The following is a 20523-nucleotide window of genomic DNA, read 5'->3' on the forward strand; positions in this document are numbered from 1 at the left end:
GTGTGCACGGGGTACTGCGGAAAAGCGTACAGACCGCCGCTCATCGGATGCTGGGGAGCACGGGCCGCAGATTGTTCCAGCGCGAGATCTCGCAGCCGTTGCCCCGCGTCAAGACGGTGTCGATGCTCCGCCCGCGCCAGGTCCCGGTGACCCGCGCGGTGGCCGGTCCCCCGAATTGCTGCGTGCACATCGCGTCCCGGGGCACCGGTGCGAACGGGGCCGCGCCCTCGTCCGCCAGCTCGTCCAGCCGGTTGCAGGCATGCTGAGCCGCCGGGTGGCTGCCACCCGCCGGTCCGCACTCCAGCTCGAAGACGCCGTCGGCCGCGGGGTCCCCCGAATCCGAGACCGTCACCGTCAGCCGGGTACGGGCATCGTCCCCGTGGAGCAGCGGGAGCGGCAGGGGCAGGGGCAGGGGCCCGGTGGCCGCGGTCGCGGCCGGCACGGCGGCGGACAGCGCGGCGAGGGACGCGACGGCGGTGAGGGCGAGACGGCGCAACATGCGGACTCCTGTGCTCGTGCACTTCGACGGGGGCGAACGGCCTCCACCCCCACTAACGCTCCGCACGCCACGGCGTTGCGCAACCGCAGGCGCTTTGCCCTCGTGCCCGACTGCCTAGTACCGTAGGCACCGGTTGGTGACGCAGCGCTCAGCTGTGTCATTATCTGACGCACCACTCGCGCTCGCGCGAGGTGTGCTGGAGGCGTCGCCTAGTCCGGTCTATGGCGCCGCACTGCTAATGCGGTTTGGGTCTTAAAGCCCATCGAGGGTTCAAATCCCTCCGCCTCCGCCCCATCATCGAAGCCCCGTGCCACTGGCACGGGGCTTCGGTCGTATCCGGACCGGGGCGGCGTACGGCGGGCGCCGCCCGGCACCACCAAAACGGAGTGTTTTCGCAGGTCGGAGGTGGTGTGGCTTAAGGATTTCGCGCTACGGCGCAGGTCATGTAATGTTGTTCTCGCAACGCCGACCAGGCAGAAAAGCCCGGAACGCACAAGCACTCGTAGCTTAACGGATAGAGCATCTGACTACGGATCAGAAGGTTGCAGGTTCGAATCCTGCCGAGTGCACAGCAGCCGAGAGGCCCCAGGAGAAATGCCGGGGGCCTCTCGCTTTTGCGTTGACGGCAGTCTTGACGGGCCGTGGAACAGAAGTGGGTCGAGGCCGGGCGGCCGGGGCGAGCGCCCGGTTCGGCTCGGCGAGCCGGAATTCGTGGTGCCCCTTCGCGAGTGCCGGCCGCCCCGTTGCCGGGGCGGCCGGCCTGCGTGCCTTCACCTACCTGTTCGGGCCGGGGCCCGAGTCGTCGTTCATGCACGCAGAAGACCGGCCGGGTCAGGCCGACGCCTTGACGGCCGAGGCCGCCCGGGCCCGATCCTGCACGACGCGGCGGCGCCGGGTCGGCATCCCGAGCGTCGGGTTGGCGACGCCCCAGGCCGCGCCTTTGCAGACCAGCTCCTTGTAGACGGCGGCGAGCCGTCCGGTCAGGGCCGCCCGGACGGCGCGGTCGTCGGCGGTGACGTACTGGATCACGCCTTCCTTGCGGCCCAGTGAGATGCACTGGTTGAAGTAGCGGAGCGGGGTGTTCGGGAGCTTTCCGCCGGTCAGGCGTGCCGAGATGGCGTCGGCGGCCTGCCACGCGGTGGGGCCGCCCGAGGCGCACGACATCCGCAGCGGCTTGTCGCCGGGGCCCATCACCATGGCCGCGTCGCCGATGGCGTACACGTCCGGGTGCGAGACCGAGCGCATGGTCCCGTCGACCACGATCTGGCCTGTGCCGGTGACCTGCAGAGCGGTGGCCTTCGCGATCGGGTGGACCGCGAAGCCGGTGGTCCACACGGTGACCGCGGCCGGGACGGACGTGCCGTCGGCGGTGGCGACGCGGTCGGCCTCCACGCCGGTGACGGCGGTGTGCTCGTGCACGGTGACGCCGAGCTTGTCGAAGACCTTCCGCAGGTGTCGGCGGCCCTTGGGCGAGAGCCAGTCGCCGAGCCCGCCGCGGGCGGCGAGGGCGACGTCGAGGTCCGGGCGGGCCTCGGCGATCTCGGTCGCGGCCTCCAGGCCGGTGAGGCCGCCGCCGACGACGACCACGGACTGTCCGGCGTCCAGGCCGGCCAGCCGCTCGCGCAGCCGGAGCGCTCCGGGGCGGCCGGCGATCTCGTGGGCGTGCTCGGCGGTGCCGGGGACGCCTTGGGTGTTCCAGCCGCTGCCGAGGGCGTACACGAGGCTGTCGTACTCCAGCTCCTCGGTGCCGTTCGCGTCGAGGGCGGTGACGGTCCTGCGGTCGACGTCGACGCCGGTGACCTCTCCGAGCTTCAGTTCGACGCCGGTGCCTGCGAACATCTCGCTGAAGGGCCGGGGTTCGAGGTCCTGGCCGACCGCCAGCTGGTGCATCCGGACGCGCTCGACGAAGTCGGGCTCGGCGTTGACGAGGGTGATGGCGACGTCCTCGCGGCGCAGCCGCTTGGCGAGGCGCCCGGCGGCGAAGGCTCCGGTGTATCCGGCTCCGATGACGATGATGCGGTGCTGCATTTCCTGGCTCCTGTCTCGCGCGGGTTCGCCACTTGAACCGGGCAGCTCGCCGTTTCCTGACAGGAACACGATATGAGGCACCTCACATCGGGGTCAGAAGGCGTGGAACAGGGGTTCCCCGTGGTCGGCGGCCGCCCATCGCCGGGTCGCGCGTTCGAGCTTGTCGGGATTGACCTGGTTGCGGAACGCGGCGATGCCGTCGGCGGTGACCTCCAGGCACATGACGCCGATGACCCGGCCGTCGACGACCGCCACGACGGCGGGGGCGCCGTTGGCGGTCGTGGCGTAGATCTCGGGGGAGCCGCCGGCGATGGCGCGCTTGGCCTTGCCGGGTTTGAACAGGCCCCGCATGAACTTCGCGACCGCGAGGGCGCCCTCGAACGCCTTGGCACGGGCCGGGACCTTCCCGCCGCCGTCGCCGATCGAGAGGGCGTCTTCGGTGAGCAGCCGCACGAGCGGCTCGGTCCGGCCGCTGGTGGCGGCCGCGAGGAACTCCTCGACGATCCGCCGGGCGGCGGCCTCGTCGATCTCGGTGCGGGTCTTGCCGTCCGCGACGTGCTTCTTGGCGCGGTGGAAGATCTGCTGGCCGGCGGCCTCGGTGATGTCGAGGATCTCCGCGATCTTCCGGTGCGGGTAGTCGAAGGCCTCCCGCAGCACGTACACCACCCGCTCGTTGGGGGAGAGGCGCTCCATGAGGGCGAGGACGGCGTACGAGACCGATTCGCGCTGCTCGGCGGTGTCGGCAGGGCCGAGCATCGGGTCCCCGGCGAGCAGCGGCTCGGGCAGCCATTGGCCCACATAGGTCTCGCGCCGGGCGCGGGCCGAGGTGAGCTGGTTGAGGCACAGGTTGGTGAGGACCTTCGTCAGCCAGGCCTCGGGGACCTCGATGCGGTCGATGTCGGCGGCCTGCCAGCGCAGGAACGTGTCCTGCACGGCGTCCTCGGCATCGCTCGCGGAGCCGAGGAGGCGGTAGGCGATGGCCTCCAGGCGGGGCATGGAGGCCTCGAACCGGTCCATGTGGTTCACGGTCGGAGCCATGGCCCGGATTCTAGTGCCCCTCCCGGCAAGCTTTGCCCCGTCGCGGCACTAGCTCTCACGGCGCGCGACAGGCATGGGCTGCGGCTCTGCGCCATTCGGTTCGAATCCTGCCGAGTGCATAGTGGTATGGGCTCCTCGTATCCGCCGTCGGCCGGGGGCCTCTTGGCTTTCCCCGCAGGCATCGGAATCCGGGAGTTCACGCATGGGGTGCATGGGGTGGCAGTGCACCGGGCTGCGGTGGCCGGATGCGCAGGGGGTGCCCGTGCTGGGGTGGCGGCGGGGCGGGGGCGTGCGGGTGAGTGCGCCGGCGTACGGGACGGAGCTCGGGTTCCGGGCCGTCGGGCGGCGGCACTGTGTCGGGGCGCGCGGGAACGCGTGTCCGGTGGCGGCCGTGGTGGCGGGGCGGAGCACGGGGGCGCGGTGCCCGGACTGTGCGCGGCTGGACCGGGCGCATTCGGTGGCCGCCGACACGATCGCCGACGACCCCCGGACGTACCGCGTATATCTCGCCTGGTTCGGGCCGGGGATGGTGAAGGTCGGGATCACCGCCGAGGAGCGGGAGGCGGCGCGGTTGCGGGAGCAGGGGGCCGTGGTGTTCAGCTGGCTGGGACGGGGGCCGTTGATGGCGGCGCGGCGGACCGAGGAGCTGCTGCGGTCGGCCCTCGGGGTGCCGGACCGGATTCCGTACGCCAGGAAGCGGGCCGTGCGCGCGGCGCTGCCGGGGGCGGCGGAGCGGCGTGCCGAGGTTGCGGAGCTCTACGCGCGGGCTGCGGCGCTGGAGGGGGCCGGGTGGCCGGAGTCATTGGAGCGGTTGCCGTTCGAGGCGGTCGATCACGCCGGGGTGTTCGGGCTGGACGGCGCGGTCGAGGTGGCCTGGGCGGTCACCGAGTTGGTGGACGGGGGTGTGGTCGCGGGACGGCTGGTGGCGGCGGCCGGGCCCGATCTGCATCTGGAGACGGCGACGCACGGGGTCGTGGTGCTGGACACCCGGCTGATGACCGGCTGGGAACTGGCGGGCGCCGACGCGCGGGCCCAAGTGGGCGTGCCGGTGGCCGGCATCGGGGGCGGCGGCGTGCAGGGCGGGCTGTTCTGAGATCGTCGGGCCGGATGGTTGGAATCTTCAGGGTGGAATCGTCGGGCCGGATGGTCGGAATCGTCGGGCCGGACATCGGAATCGTCGGGACGGACGCGGGAATCGTCGGGGCCGGGCGGTGAAAGGGGCGCGTGATGAGTGGTGACGCGGACGACGTCGTGCGGTTCCGGGAACAGCTGGGGCTGCCCGGGATCATTGATGTCCATACGCACTTCATGCCGGATCGGGTGCTGCGCAAGGTCTGGGCGTACTTCGACTCCGCAGGGCCGCTGACCGGAATGGAGTGGCCGATCGAGTACCGGCACGACGAGGACGAACGCCTCGCGCTGCTGCGCTCGTTCGGCGTGCTCCGGTTCACCTCGATGCTCTACCCGCACAAGGCGGGGATGGCGGCCTGGCTGAACGGCTGGGCGGCCGACTTCGCGCACCGGGTGCCGGACTGCCTGCACACCGCGACGTTCTTCCCGGAGGAGGGCGTGGAGCGGTACGTGCGCGAGGCCGTGGAGGCGGGGGCGCGGGTCTTCAAGTCGCACGTCCAGGTGGGCGCGTACGACGCCAACGACCCGCTGCTGGAGCCGGTGTGGGGGCTGCTCGCGGAGGCCGGGGTGCCGGTGGTGATGCACTGCGGCTCGGGGCCGGCGCCCGGCAAGCACACGGGGCCCGAACCGGTCGGCCGGCTGCTCGCCCGGCATCCGCGGCTGCGGCTGATCGTGGCGCACATGGGGATGCCGGAGTACGCGGAGTTCCTGGCGCTGGCGGAGACGTACCCGGAGGTACGGCTCGATACGACGATGGCCTTCACCGACTTCACGGAGGACTTCATGCCGTTTCCGGTGGCCGAGCGGGGGCGGCTCGCGGCGCTCGGGGACCGGATTCTGCTGGGTACGGACTTTCCGAACATTCCGTATCCGTATGCGCATCAGCTGCACGCCCTGGAACGGCTGGAGTTGGGGGACGACTGGCTGCGGGCGGTCTGTCACGGCAACGCGAGCGTGTTGTTCGACGTGAGGTGAAGGGGGACTGGAGGGGCTGGAGGGCGCCGGCGGGTGGTGGAAGGCCGCGGAGGGGCGTTTTCTCAGGGAATTCACAGAATCGGGAAAGAGCCCTCTCAGAGGAGCCTCACAGGGTGGGGCCATGACGACGACGACCTCGCCCCAGGGGCGTACCGAACTGCTGAGGGCAAACCGCACCCCCGTCCGTGTGCTCGTGGTGGACGACGAGGCTCCGCTCGCCGAGCTGCTCTCCATGGCGTTGCGTTACGAGGGCTGGGAGGTGCGCAGCGCCGGGGACGGGGCCGGTGCCGTACGCATGGCGCGCGACTTCCGGCCCGACGTGGTGATCCTCGATGTGATGCTGCCCGACACGGACGGGGTCGCCGTGCTCGGCAGGCTGCGGCGGGAGCTGTCCGAGGTCCCGGTGCTGTTCCTGACCGCGCGTGACGCGGTGGAGGACCGGATCGCGGGGCTCACGGCGGGCGGCGACGACTACGTCACCAAGCCGTTCAGCCTGGAGGAGGTCGTGGCGCGGCTGCGCGGGCTGATCCGGCGCTCCGCTACGGCGGCCGTACACAGCGAGTCGACGCTCGTCGTCGGCGATCTGGCGCTGGACGAGGACAGCCACGAGGTCAGCCGGGGCGGTACGTCCATCCACCTCACCGCGACCGAGTTCGAGTTGCTGCGCTTCCTGATGCGCAATCCGCGGCGGGTGCTGAGCAAGGCGCAGATCCTCGACCGGGTGTGGAACTACGACTTCGGCGGGCAGGCGAACGTCGTCGAGCTGTACATCTCGTATCTGCGCAAGAAGATCGACGCCGGACGGTCGCCGATGATTCACACCCGGCGCGGGGCGGGGTATCTCATCAAGCCCGGTGAATAGCCCGGTGAATAGCCCGGTGGATGGGCCGGTGAACGAGCCGGTGAATTCGTCCGTCGGCACCGAGGGCAGGAAGCTCCTGGAGAAGAACGCCGGGGACTGCACCTGGGCCGCCGCCGCCATCGGTTCGCAGAACGCCGCGAGCTGCCAACTCGCCACCGGAGACACGGTGATGGCGATCTGCGGCTTCAAAGGAAGCGGCCCGTCCCCGACGCTCTCCCCGTTCCAGAAGTACGTCGAGGACGGCAGGATCCACTCCTTCGTCGCGGGCGCAAGGGGCGGGGGCGGCGCCAACAGCGGCACCTCCTCGCAGATCTCCTCCTGGGTGGAGGACTACTTCGAGAAGGTCATGGCCGGCAGCGCCACCTTCTACGACCTGACCCGGCCGAAGACCGGCTGAGGCTCAGCGCCGCTGCAGCAGATCCGCGACAACCGGGCGGTGGTCCGAGGCGAGCGTCTCGGCCACCGCCGCGTCGCGTACCCGTACGGAATCCTTCGAGACCGCCACGTAGTCGATCCGCTGCACCGGATCCTGCGCCGGGTACGTCGGCCCGCCGGGCTCGATGTCCGTCAGTTCCTTCCACAGCGGGGCGAGTTCGGGAGCGGCCGGTGCCGCGTTGAAGTCGCCGAGCAGGATCTGCCGCACCTGCTGCCGCGCCGCCCCGGCTCCCGGTGCCGCGTCCTGCGCCATGATCCGGCGGGTGTCGGCGACCTGGGCGGCCCGTACGGACGGGTCGGCGCGGTAGTCGAGATGCGTCACATACACATGCACGGGCAGCCCCTTCACCCGCAGGACCACCTCGCCGAAGCCGGGCGCGAGGGCCGGTACCGGGTTCGGGTCCTGGGTGGAGAGCCGGGTGATCTCGTGGTTCTCGGCGCTCACGATCCGGTGCCTGGACAGCACCGCGACCCCGAATTCGCGCCGGGGCGCACCGGGTTCCGTCGGATCGAGGCTGTAGATCGGGGCGAACGAGACGTACATGTGCAGCCGCTCGGCCAGCTCACCCGCCAGATCGCGCCACTCGCTGCGGGTGCCCCAGTGGACGTCGACCTCCTGGAGCCCGATCACATCGGCGTCCAGCGCGCGCAGTTCGGCCGTCTGCCGGTCGAGATCGAAGACGTTGTCCATGCCGGCGCCCGCATGGATGTTGTACGTGACCACGCGCAGCGGCACCGCGGGTCCCTGCCCGGCGGCCGATGCGGGAGGTGCGAGGGCGGCCCCCGAGAGGCCCGCTGCGATGAGAGCGACCACCGTACGACGACGCAGTGACATACCACTCCAGCCTTTGTCGGATCAGCTGTCGGATCAGCGGCGAGCACGGTACCGCGCGAAAATGAGTTGTACACCGTATGAGGCGAGCTATACGGTGTATGTCTTGCGCCTGTACACCGTATAAGAACCCAGGATCAGGAGTCCGCATGACGGCGACCGCCGCCGAGCAGCACCGCCTCTCGCCGCCGAGCCACCCGCAACGCTGGCTGATTCTCGGCGTCATCTGCCTCGCCCAGCTCACCGTGCTGCTCGACAACACCGTGCTCAACGTGGCGATCCCCTCCCTCACCCGGGAGCTGGACGCCTCCACCGCCGACGTGCAGTGGATGATCAGTGCCTATTCGCTGGTCCAGTCGGGTCTGCTGCTCACGGCCGGCAGTTCCGCCGACCGCTACGGCCGCAAGAAGATGCTCATCGCGGGGCTCGCCCTGTTCGGCATCGGTTCGCTGGTGGCCGGACTCGCCCAGTCGTCCGCGCAGCTGATCGCCGCCCGCGCGGGCATGGGCATCGGCGGTGCGCTGCTGCTGACGACGACCCTGGCCGTCGTCGTGCAGATCTTCGACGACTCCGAGCGGGTCAAGGCGATCGGCATCTGGTCGACCGTCAGCTCGCTCGGCTTCGCAGTCGGTCCGCTGATCGGTGGCGTGATGCTCGATCACTTCTGGTGGGGCGCGATCTTCCTGATCAACATCCCGGTCGCGGTCATCGGCCTGGTCGCCGTGGCCCGCCTCGTCCCGGAGTTCAAGACCCCCAGCAGTGAGCGCCCCGACCTGCTGGGCGCGCTGCTCTCCACCATCGGCATGGCGTCCGTCGTCTACGCGATCATCTCCGGTCCGGAGCACGGCTGGGCGTCGGGCCAGGTGCTGCTGACCGCCTTCGTCGGGGTCGCCGTACTGACCGGGTTCGTGCTGTGGGAGCTGCACATCCCGTACCCGATGCTGGACATGCACTTCTTCCGGAACCAGAAGTTCATCGGCGCGGTCGCAGGCGCGATCCTGGTCGCCTTCGGGATGGGCGGCTCGCTGTTCCTGCTCACCCAGCAGCTCCAGTTCGTCCTCGGCTTCGGGCCGCTGGAGGCCGGTCTGCGTACGGCTCCGCTGGCGCTGAGCGTCGTCGCCCTGAACCTCACCGGACTGGGCGCCAGGCTGGTGCCCAGGCTTGGCACGCCCGTCACCATCGCGGCCGGCATGAGCCTGCTGGCCGCCGGACTCGCCGCGATCGCGCTGCTCGGCGGCAACGGCTACGGCGGCATGCTGCTCGGCCTGGTCGTGATGGGCGCGGGCATCGCGCTCGCCATGCCCGCGATGGCCAACGCGATCATGAGCGCCATTCCGCCGGAGAAGGCGGGCGTGGGCGCCGGGGTCAACGGCACGCTCGCCGAGTTCGGAAACGGGCTCGGGGTCGCCGTGCTCGGCGCGGTGCTGAACTCCCGGTTCGCGGCGCTCGTGCCGGCGGTAGTCGGGGCCGCCTCGCTGCCCGCCGCACTGGCCTCGGCCACCGATGCCGGCGAGCGGGCGCGGATCACGGACGCCTTCGCCTCGGGACTGGAGACCAGCCAGCTAGTCGGGGCGGTGGCGGTACTGGCGGGCGGCCTGCTGGCCGCGGCGCTCCTGCGCCGTGCGGAGCAGGGGGAATCCGCCCGGGCGGAATCGGCCGGGGCCGAGACGGCGGCATAGCATCGAGGCGGGGCGCATCGGACCGTACGAATCCGCGTCGGGTGCGCAGGTACGCAACCGGGCCGTACGGGCAGGTACACAGCTGGTCGTGCGCGCGAAGGGCGCGCGGAAGCTACGTATCCGATCCGATCCGCCCCGGTGGCAAGACGAGGAGAGTGCGCCATGGTGTCCGCGGCCGACCGTGTGAAGAACCCTGCCAGGACCAGCGTGTGGCTGGAACAGCGGACACCGTCGCGCGCCCGTAAACCGGACCAGCCGGCCGGCCTCGACCGGGAGAAGATCACGGCGGCTTCGGTCCGGCTGCTGGACGCCGAGGGCCTCGCCAAGTTCTCCATGCGCCGGCTCGCTGCCGAGTTGGATGTCACCGCGATGTCCCTCTACTGGTACGTGGACACCAAGGACGATCTGCTGGAGCTGGCCCTCGACTCGGTCTACCGCGAGATCGCGCCCCCTCGCGAGGACGCGCACTGGCACGACCGGCTGCGCGAACTTGCCGTCTCCTACCGGGAACTGCTGGTCCGCCATGTCTGGGCGTCACCGCTCGCCGGTCATTTCCTCAACATGGGCCCGTACTCGATGCTGTTCTCGCACGCCATCCAGGACGTGATCCGGGCGACCGGGCTGCCGTTGCACCAGCAGACCGGCGCGCTCTCCGCGGTCTTCCAGTTCGTCTACGGATTCGGCACCATCGAGGCCCACTTCGTGCAGCGCAGCGCGGAAACGGGTCTCAGCCAGGACGAGTTCTTCCAGCAGGCGCTGGGCGCCATCCGGAGCCAGCCGCAGCTCAGCCGGATCGTCGAGGACTCGCAGGACCTGATGGACGCCCGCGGCGGCGACACGGTCGAGGAGATGCGCGACCGGGACTTCACCTTCGCCCTGGACCTGCTGATCGCGGGCATCGAGGCGATGCGGGACCGCGAGAGCCACTGAGGCCTCGCTCGTCCCTCAGTACCCGCGCCCCACGTCCACGGCCGTGTCCGGCACCTGCCGCGCCGCCATCGCCTCCCAGCACGCCGCGAAGTCCATGACGATGTCCTCGTCCGCCGTGATGCCCGCGGAGTGCGAGGTGATCACCGTACGGGGCAGCTGCCGGCACCGGTCACCGCGCGAGCAGGCCCGGCGCCGGAACACGTGGTCGTCGGACAGCACGATCACGCTGGCCCTGGGGTCCCGTTTCGCGTTGCGGGCCCTGGCCCTTTCGGGGTGGGCCGGGACGAAGATCCGGCCCGCGCCGTCGACGCCGCAGGTCAGCGGCGAGCCCTGGGGGCGGCCGTCGGACCGGGTGGTCAGCGGGATCGCCCGGTGCCTGGGCCGTACGAAAGCCGGCAACGCGTTGAGTTCCACGGCGGTGTTCGTAGCGATGCGGGGTGCCGTGTCCGCGGACTACGACGGCAGGGACTCGCCCTGCACGGCCTGGATGTCGAGCTCCACCCGCAGCGTCGTGCCGATCGCGGAGATGCCCGCCTGCACCACCTGGTTGTAGTTCATGGCGAAGTCCCCGCGGCGCAGCTCCGCCGTCGCGTGGAACGCCGCGCGCACCCCGCCCCACGGGTCCGGGCCCGTCCCGAGGTAGCTCAGGTTCAGGTCGACGGGGCGCACGATGCCGTGCATCGTCAGCTCGCCGTGGACCAGCCAGCGGTCGGGGCCCGCCGGGGTCAGCCCGCTCGAGCGGTACGTGATCTCCGGGAAGCGGTCCGTGTCCAGGAAGTCCGGCGAGCGCAGGTGCTTGTCGCGCATGCCGTTGCCGGTGTCGATGCTGGCCGCGCTGATGACGGCGTCGACCCGTGACTGCGGTACGTCCTCGGCGATCTCGATCCGGCCGCCGAACTCGGTGAACCGGCCGCGCACGCTGGAGATCCCCAGGTGCTGCGCGACCGCGCCCACCGAGCAGTGCGCCGGGTCCAGCGACCAGGCGCCCGGCGGCGGCAGCTCCACGCCGCCCTGGCGGGCCAGCACCACCGTGCCGGCCTCGACCCGCCCGCTCGCCGTGACGAGGGCGGTGGAGGCGGCGGGGGCGTACCCGACCGCCGTGACGATCACCGTGTACGCGCCGGCCTGCAGCGGGGTGTCGGTCCGCACCGCCCCGTCCTCGTCGGCGGCGGCCCGCAGCACCTGCGTGCCGGTCATGTCGGTGACCGTCACGACCGCGTGCTGGACCGCCCAGCCGTCCCGCGTACGTACCTGTGCGCGAAGTCCCATCCCGTTTTCTCTCCTTGCTCAATGACTCAATGAGTCGGGCCCCGGGGCGGGGACGGCAGGCCGTCCCCTGCCTGCCGTCCCCACCACCGGGGCCCATTTCCACCGGCCGGTACAGCGTCTCCGCTCGATACGCCGACCCGCCAGGGGTCTGTGGTTACGACCTTGCCCACGATTGTCAGCGGCGTCGCGGTGTCTGGGACCTCCGCCTCCGGCGTTGTCGTCAGTCGCCGACGCTCCGCGTCGACTCCCTCCTCCGCCTTGGATTCGAAGGCCTCGGACACCGCTCCTTCTCCCCCTGCCAATCGTGGGCGAGATCGTTTACTCGCCGGGGTGGGCGAGCTCGATGTCGTGGCCGTCGACCCCGCGACCGGCCACGGTCAGTGCGCCGGCCATCGGCGGGTAGCCGGTCGCGATGACCGAGTACTCGCCCGCGTCCAGGTCGGTGAAGGCGTACGCCCCGTCCTCCCCGGTCGTCGAGGTGGCGACCGCATTGCCCGCCGCGTCGACGAGTGTGACCCGCGCGTCCGGCAGCGGCCGTCGGCCGGAACCGGCCCGTACGACACCCTGCACCAGCGCACCGGACCGCAGCGCGGCCTCGATCCGGGTGACGCCTTGGCTGCCGATCTCCACCGGCAGTGCCAGCGGACGGAACCCGGCGGCGTTCACCGCGACGGTCACCGAACCGGGGATCAGCTCACCGAAGGCGAACTCGCCCGTCCCACCGGACTTGCCGGTGGCCAGCACGTCGCCGCGCACATCGGTCACGATGACCATGGCACCCTCGACGGGCGCGGCGGTCTCGGCGGTCCGCACGATCCCGGCCAGGCCGCTCGTACCGGAGAGCAGGATGTCGTACGAGAGCGGCGCGTCACCGACGACCACGGTGGACGCCTGCGGCTGGAAGCCGTCGGCGGACGCGATCAGGACGTAGGAGCCGGAGCCCGGCGCGTCCAGACCGTAGCTGCCGTCGGCCTGGGCGATGGAGCGCCCCAGCTGCCGGCCGGCCAGCGAGATCAGCGTGACGGCGGCCCGAGCGACGGGTGCACCCTCGGCGCCGCGCACCACACCGTGCACGGCGGTGCCCTGCAGGGTGGCGACGGGGGCTTCCAGGGTGGCGACGGGGGCTTCCAGGGTGGCGACGGGGGCTTCCAGGGTGGAGACCGATGCGGCCTGGGACACCACCGGGGAGGACGGAACGGTGGCCGGGGCCTCGACCGTCTCCGCGACGGGGGCCTCGGCCGTGGCCGGGGCGTCGCTCACGGCGGTCGTCTTCAGCGCGACCTCCTTGATGAAGATCGTGATCAGGAAGGCGATCAGCGCGGCCGGGGCGGCGTAGAGGAAGACATCGCCGACACCGTGCCCGTAGGCGCTCTCCACGACCGTACGGAACGGTTCGGGCAGCGCGTGCACGTCGGGGATGCCCCCGCCGCCGGTGCCACCGTGGCCCATGGCCTCGCCCTTGGGGCCGAGCTCCGCGAGACCGTCCTTGACGTAGTGGGTGACGCGGTTCGCCATGACGGCGCCCAGCGCCGAGACGCCGATCGCACCACCGAGGGAACGGAAGAAGGTGACGACGGAGCTGGCCGAGCCGAGGTCGGACGGAGCGACCTGGTTCTGCGTGGCGAGCACCAGGTTCTGCATCATCATGCCGATGCCGAGGCCCATGACGGCCATGAAGACCGCGATGTGCCAGTACGTGGTGTCGTACCGGATGGTGCCCAGCAGTCCGAGCCCGGCGGTGACCAGGAAGCCACCGCTGACCAGCCAGGCCTTCCAGCGGCCGGTCCTGGTGATGATCTGGCCCGAGACCGTCGAGGAGACGAACAGACCCGCGATCATCGGGATCGTCATGACACCGGACATCGTCGGCGACTTGCCGCGCGCCAGCTGGAAGTACTGGCTGAAGAAGACGGTGCCCGCGAACATCGCGATACCGACGAACAGCGAGGCCAGCGAGGCCAGCGTGATGGTGCGGTTACGGAAGAGGCGCAGCGGGATGATCGGCTCGCTGGCCTTGGACTCGACGACGATGAAGAGCAGTGCCAGAGCGGCGGAACCGATGAGCATCAGGCCGCTCTGCCAGGACAGCCAGTCGTACTTGTCGCCCGCGAAGGTGACCCAGAGGAGCAGCAGCGACACGGCGGCGCTGATGAAGAACGCGCCGGTCCAGTCGACCTTGACCTCACGCTTCACGACCGGGAGCTTCAGGGTCTTCTGGAGCACGATCAGCGCGATGACGGCGAACGGCACACCGACGTAGAAGCACCAGCGCCAGCCCATCCAGCTGGTGTCGGTGATGACACCGCCGAGCAGCGGACCACCGACGGTGGCGACGGCGAACACCGCACCGATGTATCCGCTGTAGCGACCGCGCTCACGCGGGGCGATCATCGCGGCCATCACGATCTGCGCGAGGGCGGAGAGACCGCCGACGCCGATGCCCTGGACGACACGGCAGGCGATCAGCATGCCGCTGCTGGTCGAGAGACCGGCGACGACCGAGCCCGCGACGTAGATGAGGAGCGCTATCTGGACCAGCAGCTTCTTGCTGAACAGGTCGGAGAGCTTGCCCCACAAGGGGGTGGTGGCGGTCATGGCCAGCAGCGAGGCCGTGACGACCCACGTGTAGGCGCTCTGGCCGCCGCCGAGGTCGGAGATGATCTCCGGGAGGGCGTTGGAGACGACCGTCGACGACAGGATCGCGACAAACATACCGAGCATCAGCCCGGCCAGCGCTTCCATGATCTGACGGTGTGTCATCGGCACGCCGGACGGGGTGTCGGACGATCCCCCGTGCTTGGCGTGGCCGCCCCGCACACCGGCTGGTGTGGTCGTAGCCATTGAGTTCCTTGTCTTTGCTTCTGTTACACAGGTGTACGGGTGTGCAGGTCGTTGTCGCTGTCGGCGGGCCGCGGACGGCAGTCGCCGATGTGCTTTCCGGGGGCGCACCCCCCGGGGCCGCGGCAGGCGAAACTGGTGCGCAGCCGGGCGAGCAGCGTGTTGAGCTGTCCGACTTCGTCGTCGGACCAGTCGGAGAGGTTGTGGACGAACAGTTCCGTGACCCGCTGGTTCAGATCGATGAGGAGGTCGCGTCCGGCAGGGGTCAGCCGCAGGATGCGGGACCGCTTGTCCGCCGGGTCCGAGGACCGCTCGATCCAGCCGCGCTCTGCCACATGGGCGACATGGCGACTGGTCACGGACATATCGATGGACATCAGCTCGGCCAGCCTGCTGATCCGCATTTCGCCGTGGTCGCGGAGGAGAGCCAGTACGGCGGCGGAGCCGGCGGGGCATTCGGGGGGCAATATGCGGGCGAGACCCCGCTTGACGGCTCCGACGGCGCTGAGGTGCCGGGCCAGTTCTTCGTACTGACCTCGTACGGCCACGGGCCCCCCAGACATCCCATAGTTCATCTTGTTGCTTAGGGCAACCATAGAAGCCGTTGGTTGCTGAAGGCAAACGAAAAAGGGCTTGCAGAAGTAAAGGAAGGCAAAAGGCTGCGTAGGGCTCGGGTCAAACGCCCAGCGTGTGGGGGGCCGGTGTGGCGGGTGTGTCTCGTGCCACACCGGAGGCGTGGACGGTGGCCCCGAAACGGCAGTAGGCCCGAGTGTTGCTCGAGGCCGGGCCGTCGCCCTGTAGGGCACGAGGTGCCGCCGGACCGCTAGGGTCCTGACCCATGGCACACAACCGTTCCTTGGCGCCCGGCGCGAGGAGCTGTGCGTCTGGCGGGCCATCCCGAACGGTCTTGGATGACCTGGTTCTCCGCTTTCGCACCGCGGTGGCGTCACGCGCCACGCGTGTGATCCAGCCCGCGGCGGGCAGAGTCCCTGGTGCGAGAGGGGTCGAGCGTTGGCCGCAGGACCCTCTCGCACGTGACGACGCTACAGTTCCACAGGCTTCATATCGCAGTATCCGACGAGCACTTCACCCGATCGAGTGGGAACGTATCCATGCGTAATCAGCCGCCGGTAAATGGCAACCCCCAGGGCCCCGAGGGCAACAACGACCCTGCGGGCAGCACTCAGATGTTCCGCGCCTTCGTCGACGAGGGCGAGCCGCAGCGACGGCAGCAGCCGGCCGCTTCGTCCGGACCGAGGACCGGAGTGATCGCCGTGGTCGTCGCGGTGGTCGTCGTCCTCGGAGCGGTCGCCTGGCTCGCGCTCGGCTGACCGGCGCACCGGTTTCCCCGTAGCGCTTCCGTTTCCACCCGTCACTTCCATACGGCGGTGACGTCCCGGGTCTCGACATGCATTCCCAGGGGCACCCGCCAGGCGTCCACGCAGACGGTGTACGTCTTCGTCCGTGCGGCTCCCGCGTCGATCGGCGCGGGCAGCGGCGCGGACGACTCGACGGTCGCCCAGTCGATCCCCAGCCCGCCGATGACATGCGTGGCGAAGGTGACCGTCCCCGACCGCGCCGGTGATCCTCCGGTGTTACGGAACCCCACCGTCACCTTCTCGCACCAGCGCTCGTCCGTGGCCGCCCGTTCCGGGGCACCCACCACCAGCACGGCAGGCCCCGCGGGCGTGGTGGAGCCGGGTGCGGGTACGTATGGGGGCGCGGGGTCCGTGGAGCCGCTTCCCGTACCGCCTGAGCCGCCGGTACTGCCGCTTCCGCTTCCGCCGCTCGTACCGCCGGTACTGCCCGCATCGCCCGTACCGGCTGTGCCAGGAGCCCCCGGCGTTTGGCCGGCTTTGCCGTCCACGGCGCCCGTACCCCCGTCGGGGGAGGCGTCGGCGGAGGTGTCCGGCGAGGGCCCGCCGTCACCGTCGGCCCGGCCCCCGGCACTCCGGCTACCCTTGTCGCCCTTGCTGTCCTTGGTATCCCCGCCGGCCTTGCCGCCCCTGTCCAGTGGCACCAGCGTCACCTTCCCGGACGGCGCCACCGCCCCGGCAAGCGGTCTTTCCGGGCCCGTGCCCGCCGCGCCGACCGCCACGTAGCCTTCGTTCGCCGTACCGCCGCCGCAGGCGGCCAGCGTGCCGCCCAGACACAGCACGGCCGCCGAGGCGACGATCACGGTGCCCCGGCGGCCGGTCGAGTCGCGTATATGGCGTCGCATCGCGCCAGTGTGGCTGACGGTCCGTCAAATCGGAAGTCTCGCGCCGCGGTGTGGCAGCCCGCGGCGGTCAGTCGGCGATGAGTCCTTCCCTGAGCTGGGCGAGCGTACGGGTCAGCAGGCGCGAGACGTGCATCTGCGAGATGCCGACCTCCTCGCCGATCTGCGACTGGGTCATGTTGGCGAAGAACCGCAGCATGATGATCTGGCGCTCGCGCGGCGGGAGCTTGGCCAGCAGCGGCTTGAGCGATTCGCGGTACTCGACGCCCTCCAGTGCCGAGTCCTCGTACCCCAGCCGGTCCGCCAGGGAGCCCTCGCCGCCGTCGTCCTCGGGCGAGGGCGAGTCCAGCGAGGAGGCGGTGTACGCGTTGCCGACGGCCAGGCCGTCGACCACGTCCTCCTCGGAGACGCCGAGCGCCTTGGCCAGCTCCGGCACGGTCGGCGAACGGTCGAGCTTCTGGGCGAGCTCGTCGCTGGTCTTGGTCAGCGCGAGGCGCAGCTCCTGGAGCCGGCGCGGGACGCGCACGGACCACGAGGTGTCGCGGAAGAAGCGTTTGATCTCGCCGACGACGGTCGGCATCGCGAACGTCGGGAATTCCACGCCGCGTTCGCAGTCGAACCGGTCGATCGCCTTGATCAGGCCGATCGTGCCGACCTGGACGATGTCCTCCATCGGCTCGTTGCGGCTGCGGAACCGCGCCGCGGCGTACCGCACCAGCGGGAGGTTGAGCTCGATGAGCGTGTCCCGTACATAGGCACGCTCCGGGCTGTCCGTCCCATCGGGGCCCGGTGCGGGCCCCAGCGCGGCGAGCCGCAGGAACAGCGAGCGGGACAGAGTGCGGGTGTCGATGGCTTCCGGCGAGCTGGTGAGCACAACGGGTGCGGGTGCGCTCTTCGTGAGCGTGAGCACCTTCGAGCTGCCCTGTTCTGCGGACATGCCACCCCCTTGAGGTCGCGGACGGTCGCGTGGAGCCGCGACCTTCGGAGGAACGCAGCCTCCACCTGAATACCGGAGGCGGGGCCACGGCAAACGCGGTTTCCGCAGAATGTCACATGTCGGCAACACGCTGTAGTGACATGTCGACAAGTCTTTGTGGCATCTGTGCAGTTAACGGGGGGTGTGACGCAATTCCGGCCATCCGAACCGGACTTCGAGTGCTCTACCCGAACCGGTTAGGCCTCGATCCTGTTTGCGGATCGAAGTCGGGCGAAGCTGCGGGCCAGCAGTCTTGACACATGCATCTGGGAGACCCCCAGTTCCGCGCTGATCTGTGATTGCGTCAAGTTGCTGTAGTAGCGCAGCAGCAGGATGCGCTGCTCGCGTTCGGGCAGCTGTACGAGCAGGTGCCGGACCAGGTCGCGGTGCTCGACCCCGGCGAGGGCCGGGTCCTCGTATCCGAGCCGGTCCAGCAGTCCGGGCAGGCCGTCGCCCTCCTGGGCGGCCTCCAGTGAGGTCGCGTGGTAGGAGCGCCCCGCCTCGATACAGGCCAGCACCTCGTCCTCGGAGATCCTCAGCCGCTCGGCGATCTCCGCGGTGGTGGGCGAGCGGCCGTGGGCGGTCGTCAGGTCCTCGGTGGCGCCGGTGACCTGGACCCAGAGCTCGTGCAGCCTGCGCGGGACGTGGACGGTGCGTACGTTGTCCCGGAAGTACCGCTTGATCTCGCCCACGACGGTCGGCATCGCGAAGGTCGGGAACTGGACGCCGCGTTCCGGGTCGAACCGGTCGATGGCGTTGATCAGACCGATCGTGCCGACCTGGACGACGTCCTCCATCGGCTCGTTGCGGCTCCGGAAGCGCGCGGCGGCGTACCGCACGAGGGGCAGGTTCGCCTCGATCAGTGCGGCCCGTACCCGGCCGTGTTCCGGAGTCCCCGGCTCCAGGTTCTTGAGCTGGCCGAAGAGGACCTGGGTGAGTGCCCTGGTGTCCGCGCCCCTGGTCCTGCCGGGCGTCGTCGCGGTGCTGTCGGGGGTCTCGGTCTGGACCGTCTGCGCTGCTTGGACCGTCTGGACGGTCTGGACGGTCTGGGGAGGCACTTGAGGCGCTGTACTGGCCGGCACGATGACGCCACCCCTTTGCGGTCAACTTCGGTCAATTCATCCGTCAAAAGCGGTCATAGCATCACAAGACATGTCCACTGTGTGCAAGCACCGTACGACGTCGTGTTGGGGTCAACTTGGTTTAAACACTAAAAAAAGCCCCTCACCGCAATGGTGAGGGGCTCGGGGGACCGGCTACGGCAGGCGGAGCGGGCGGATCAGAACGGATAGTCGGCAATCACCCAGGTGGCGAACGCGCGCCACTGGCCGGCGGCGGCCTGATGGGCCGGATGCTCGATGTAGCGCTTCAGGGCGTCCTCGTCGGCGACCGCGGAGTTGATGGCGAAGTCGTACGCGATCGGCCGGTCGGTGATGTTCCAGGCGCACTCCCAGAACTCCAGCTCGGGGACCTGCCCCTCCAGATCCCGGAAGGCCTGCGCCCCGGCGACGACCCGCGGGTCGTCCTGCTCGACGCCGTCCTTCAGCTTGAAGAGGACCAGATGGCGGATCACGGGGTACTCCTAGTTCACAAGCGCGGACATGAAGTCCCCGACGCTCTGCGCGGCACTCGAAACGCCCTCGAACCCTACCTGGACGAGATCCGCCGCCCGCTCCGGGGACGCGATGATCGTGTACATAACGAAGACGATTACCACGATGAGAGCTATCTTCTTCGCTTGCACCATCAACCCCTGCTTCCCCTTCGATCCCCTGTGCAGTCGGGCGATTCTATCCGCACAGATGGCCGTATCCCTCTGTTGTTTGCGACCACTCACGCGGCCTTTAAGGACCAAGGGCCCGGTCATCGGGGCCCTTTGCCCTCTCCTGAGGCCTCTGTGAGGCCACAGGATGGAGGGTGAGCCCCGCGGATCCGACAGGAATTCCGAGGGGTGAGGGACAGGACGTCACTGTGGGGTCCTCGCCGCGAGCTTTCCCCTGACCGCTGCGAGGGCCTGAACGGCCTGTTCTCCCTCGGGGGAAGCGGCTTGTCCCCCCGATGCCGCTTCCCCCGACCAGGACTTCCCGGACCGGCTGTGGTCCCGGTTGCGACGACCGTCGCGCCCGGGACCACAGCCGGTCCGCGTGCGTATGGCGCGTCGGTACGCGTCGGCGCGAGGCGATGTGAGGCGGTGCGGGAAACTCGAAGGGCCCGACGCGATGCGCCGGGCCCTTCACAAGAGCGGTAGCGGAGGGATTTGAACCCTCGGTGAGTTTCCCCACACTCGCTTTCGAGGCGAGCTCCTTCGGCCGCTCGGACACGCTACCGAGAGAGAGCTTAGACCATCCCGGGGCGTGGACAGAAATCCAATGTCAGAGGTTGCGGAAGAACGCTGTCAGCCGGTCGGCGCAGCTGTCCTCCAGCACTCCGTGGATCACCTCCGGACGGTGGTTGAGCCGGCGGTCGCGTACGACGTCCCAGAGCGAGCCCGCCGCCCCCGCCTTCTCATCGCGCGCCCCGTAGACCACCCGGTCCACGCGGGCCTGGACCAGCGCGCCCGCGCACATCGTGCAGGGCTCCAGGGTGACCACCAGGGTGCATCCGGACAGCCGCCACCGGCCGAGCGCCGCGGCGGCGCGGCGGAGGGCGAGGATCTCGGCGTGCGCGGTCGGGTCGCCGGTCGCCTCGCGTTCGTTGTGCCCCGTGGCGAGCAGGGCGCCGTCCGGGCCGAGCAGGACGGCGCCGACCGGCACATCGCCGGCCCGCGCCGCCAGGTCGGCCTCGGCCAGGGCGTGGCGCATGTGCGCCCGCCA

The 20523-nt window shown here is 70.1% G+C and carries 20 protein-coding genes, 3 tRNA genes and 1 pseudogene; 9 read left to right on the top strand and 15 right to left on the bottom strand.

Annotation, left to right across the window (positions count from 1 at the left end; all coding sequences use genetic code 11):
* Positions 1-40: 40 nt before the first annotated feature.
* Positions 41-499 carry an SSI family serine proteinase inhibitor gene (locus tag OG936_RS17810; protein ID WP_406495873.1) on the bottom strand — a complete coding sequence of 153 codons (459 nt, stop codon included), beginning with the start codon at positions 497-499 and terminating at the stop codon, positions 41-43.
* 198 nt (positions 500-697) lie between these two features.
* On the opposite strand from OG936_RS17810, the gene OG936_RS17815 reads away from it, so the two are divergent.
* Both OG936_RS17815 and OG936_RS17820 read left to right on the top strand, forming a co-directional pair.
* Positions 698-788, top strand: a tRNA-Ser gene (locus OG936_RS17815).
* A 207-nt stretch (positions 789-995) separates the two neighbouring features.
* A tRNA-Arg gene (locus OG936_RS17820) sits at positions 996-1068 on the top strand.
* Between the two features lie 262 nt (positions 1069-1330).
* On the opposite strand, the gene OG936_RS17825 is transcribed toward OG936_RS17820, so the two are convergent.
* A complete protein-coding gene (locus OG936_RS17825; RefSeq protein WP_406495874.1) occupies positions 1331-2527 on the bottom strand; it encodes an NAD(P)/FAD-dependent oxidoreductase in 1197 nt (398 codons plus the stop codon).
* A 93-nt stretch (positions 2528-2620) separates the two neighbouring features.
* Positions 2621-3565, bottom strand: a complete 945-nt coding sequence (gene sigJ / locus OG936_RS17830) for an RNA polymerase sigma factor SigJ (protein WP_406495876.1) — start codon at positions 3563-3565, stop codon at positions 2621-2623.
* A 211-nt stretch (positions 3566-3776) separates the two neighbouring features.
* Here sigJ and OG936_RS17835 point away from each other — a divergent pair, with 211 nt between their 5' ends.
* The 4 genes and pseudogenes from OG936_RS17835 to OG936_RS17850 form a co-directional block, all read left to right on the top strand.
* Positions 3777-4658, top strand: coding sequence for a DUF2797 domain-containing protein (locus OG936_RS17835; RefSeq protein ID WP_406500484.1), 882 nt, complete (start codon positions 3777-3779; stop codon positions 4656-4658).
* 134 nt (positions 4659-4792) lie between these two features.
* A complete protein-coding gene (locus OG936_RS17840; RefSeq protein ID WP_406495877.1) occupies positions 4793-5671 on the top strand; it encodes an amidohydrolase family protein in 879 nt (292 codons plus the stop codon).
* Between the two features lie 121 nt (positions 5672-5792).
* Positions 5793-6533: a response regulator transcription factor gene (locus tag OG936_RS17845; protein WP_406495879.1), complete on the top strand. Its 741-nt coding sequence runs from the start codon at positions 5793-5795 to the stop codon at positions 6531-6533.
* Positions 6534-6579: 46 nt separating this feature from the next.
* Positions 6580-6930 (top strand): annotated as a pseudogene (locus tag OG936_RS17850) (glycosyl transferase); the annotation flags it as partial.
* A 3-nt stretch (positions 6931-6933) separates the two neighbouring features.
* On the opposite strand, the gene OG936_RS17855 reads toward OG936_RS17850, so the two are convergent.
* A complete protein-coding gene (locus OG936_RS17855) occupies positions 6934-7803 on the bottom strand; it encodes an endonuclease/exonuclease/phosphatase family protein (protein WP_406495881.1) in 870 nt (289 codons plus the stop codon).
* A gap of 146 nt (positions 7804-7949) precedes the next feature.
* Here OG936_RS17855 and OG936_RS17860 point away from each other — a divergent pair, with 146 nt between their 5' ends.
* The gene (locus OG936_RS17860; protein ID WP_406495883.1) at positions 7950-9479 is read left to right on the top strand and encodes an MFS transporter; all 1530 of its coding nucleotides are present in this window, start codon (positions 7950-7952) and stop codon (positions 9477-9479) included.
* A gap of 162 nt (positions 9480-9641) precedes the next feature.
* Positions 9642-10409: a TetR/AcrR family transcriptional regulator gene (locus OG936_RS17865; protein WP_406495885.1), complete on the top strand. Its 768-nt coding sequence runs from the start codon at positions 9642-9644 to the stop codon at positions 10407-10409.
* 15 nt (positions 10410-10424) lie between these two features.
* Here OG936_RS17865 and OG936_RS17870 read toward each other — a convergent pair whose 3' ends face one another.
* The 4 genes from OG936_RS17870 to OG936_RS17885 all read right to left on the bottom strand — a co-directional run bounded on the left by OG936_RS17870 (position 10425) and on the right by OG936_RS17885 (position 15064).
* Complete coding sequence (locus OG936_RS17870) at positions 10425-10823, bottom strand: pyridoxamine 5'-phosphate oxidase family protein (protein ID WP_406495887.1); 399 nt, start codon at positions 10821-10823, stop codon at positions 10425-10427.
* Between the two features lie 39 nt (positions 10824-10862).
* Positions 10863-11678 (bottom strand): YceI family protein, encoded by an 816-nt coding sequence (locus OG936_RS17875; protein ID WP_406495889.1) that lies wholly within the window; start codon positions 11676-11678, stop codon positions 10863-10865.
* Positions 11679-11996: 318 nt separating this feature from the next.
* Complete coding sequence (locus tag OG936_RS17880) at positions 11997-14519, bottom strand: MFS transporter (protein WP_406495890.1); 2523 nt, start codon at positions 14517-14519, stop codon at positions 11997-11999.
* Positions 14520-14542: 23 nt separating this feature from the next.
* Positions 14543-15064, bottom strand: coding sequence for a MarR family winged helix-turn-helix transcriptional regulator (locus OG936_RS17885; protein ID WP_406495892.1), 522 nt, complete (start codon positions 15062-15064; stop codon positions 14543-14545).
* 564 nt (positions 15065-15628) lie between these two features.
* On the opposite strand from OG936_RS17885, the gene OG936_RS17890 reads away from it, so the two are divergent.
* On the top strand, positions 15629-15847 hold the full coding sequence (locus tag OG936_RS17890; protein WP_406495893.1) for a hypothetical protein: 219 nt from the start codon (positions 15629-15631) through the stop codon (positions 15845-15847).
* 41 nt (positions 15848-15888) lie between these two features.
* Here OG936_RS17890 and OG936_RS17895 read toward each other — a convergent pair whose 3' ends face one another.
* The 7 genes from OG936_RS17895 to tadA form a co-directional block, all read right to left on the bottom strand.
* Positions 15889-16737 (bottom strand): hypothetical protein, encoded by an 849-nt coding sequence (locus OG936_RS17895; protein WP_406495895.1) that lies wholly within the window; start codon positions 16735-16737, stop codon positions 15889-15891.
* A 67-nt stretch (positions 16738-16804) separates the two neighbouring features.
* The gene (locus OG936_RS17900; protein ID WP_266747420.1) at positions 16805-17671 is read right to left on the bottom strand and encodes an RNA polymerase sigma factor SigF; all 867 of its coding nucleotides are present in this window, start codon (positions 17669-17671) and stop codon (positions 16805-16807) included.
* Positions 17672-17907: 236 nt separating this feature from the next.
* Positions 17908-18792: an RNA polymerase sigma factor SigF gene (locus OG936_RS17905; protein ID WP_266906038.1), complete on the bottom strand. Its 885-nt coding sequence runs from the start codon at positions 18790-18792 to the stop codon at positions 17908-17910.
* A 197-nt stretch (positions 18793-18989) separates the two neighbouring features.
* Entirely contained in the window at positions 18990-19283 is a 294-nt protein-coding gene (locus OG936_RS17910; protein ID WP_406495896.1) for a Dabb family protein, read from the bottom strand.
* 9 nt (positions 19284-19292) lie between these two features.
* Positions 19293-19457: a hypothetical protein gene (locus OG936_RS17915; RefSeq protein WP_406495898.1), complete on the bottom strand. Its 165-nt coding sequence runs from the start codon at positions 19455-19457 to the stop codon at positions 19293-19295.
* A 495-nt stretch (positions 19458-19952) separates the two neighbouring features.
* Positions 19953-20037: transfer RNA gene (locus tag OG936_RS17920), tRNA-Ser, on the bottom strand.
* Positions 20038-20082: 45 nt separating this feature from the next.
* The gene (gene tadA, locus OG936_RS17925) at positions 20083-20511 is read right to left on the bottom strand and encodes a tRNA adenosine(34) deaminase TadA (protein WP_406495900.1); all 429 of its coding nucleotides are present in this window, start codon (positions 20509-20511) and stop codon (positions 20083-20085) included.
* Positions 20512-20523: the final 12 nt, after the last annotated feature.

The sequence above is a fragment of the Streptomyces sp. NBC_00846 genome (assembly GCF_045207325.1).
In the GTDB taxonomy this organism is placed as follows: Bacteria; Actinomycetota; Actinomycetes; order Streptomycetales; family Streptomycetaceae; genus Streptomyces.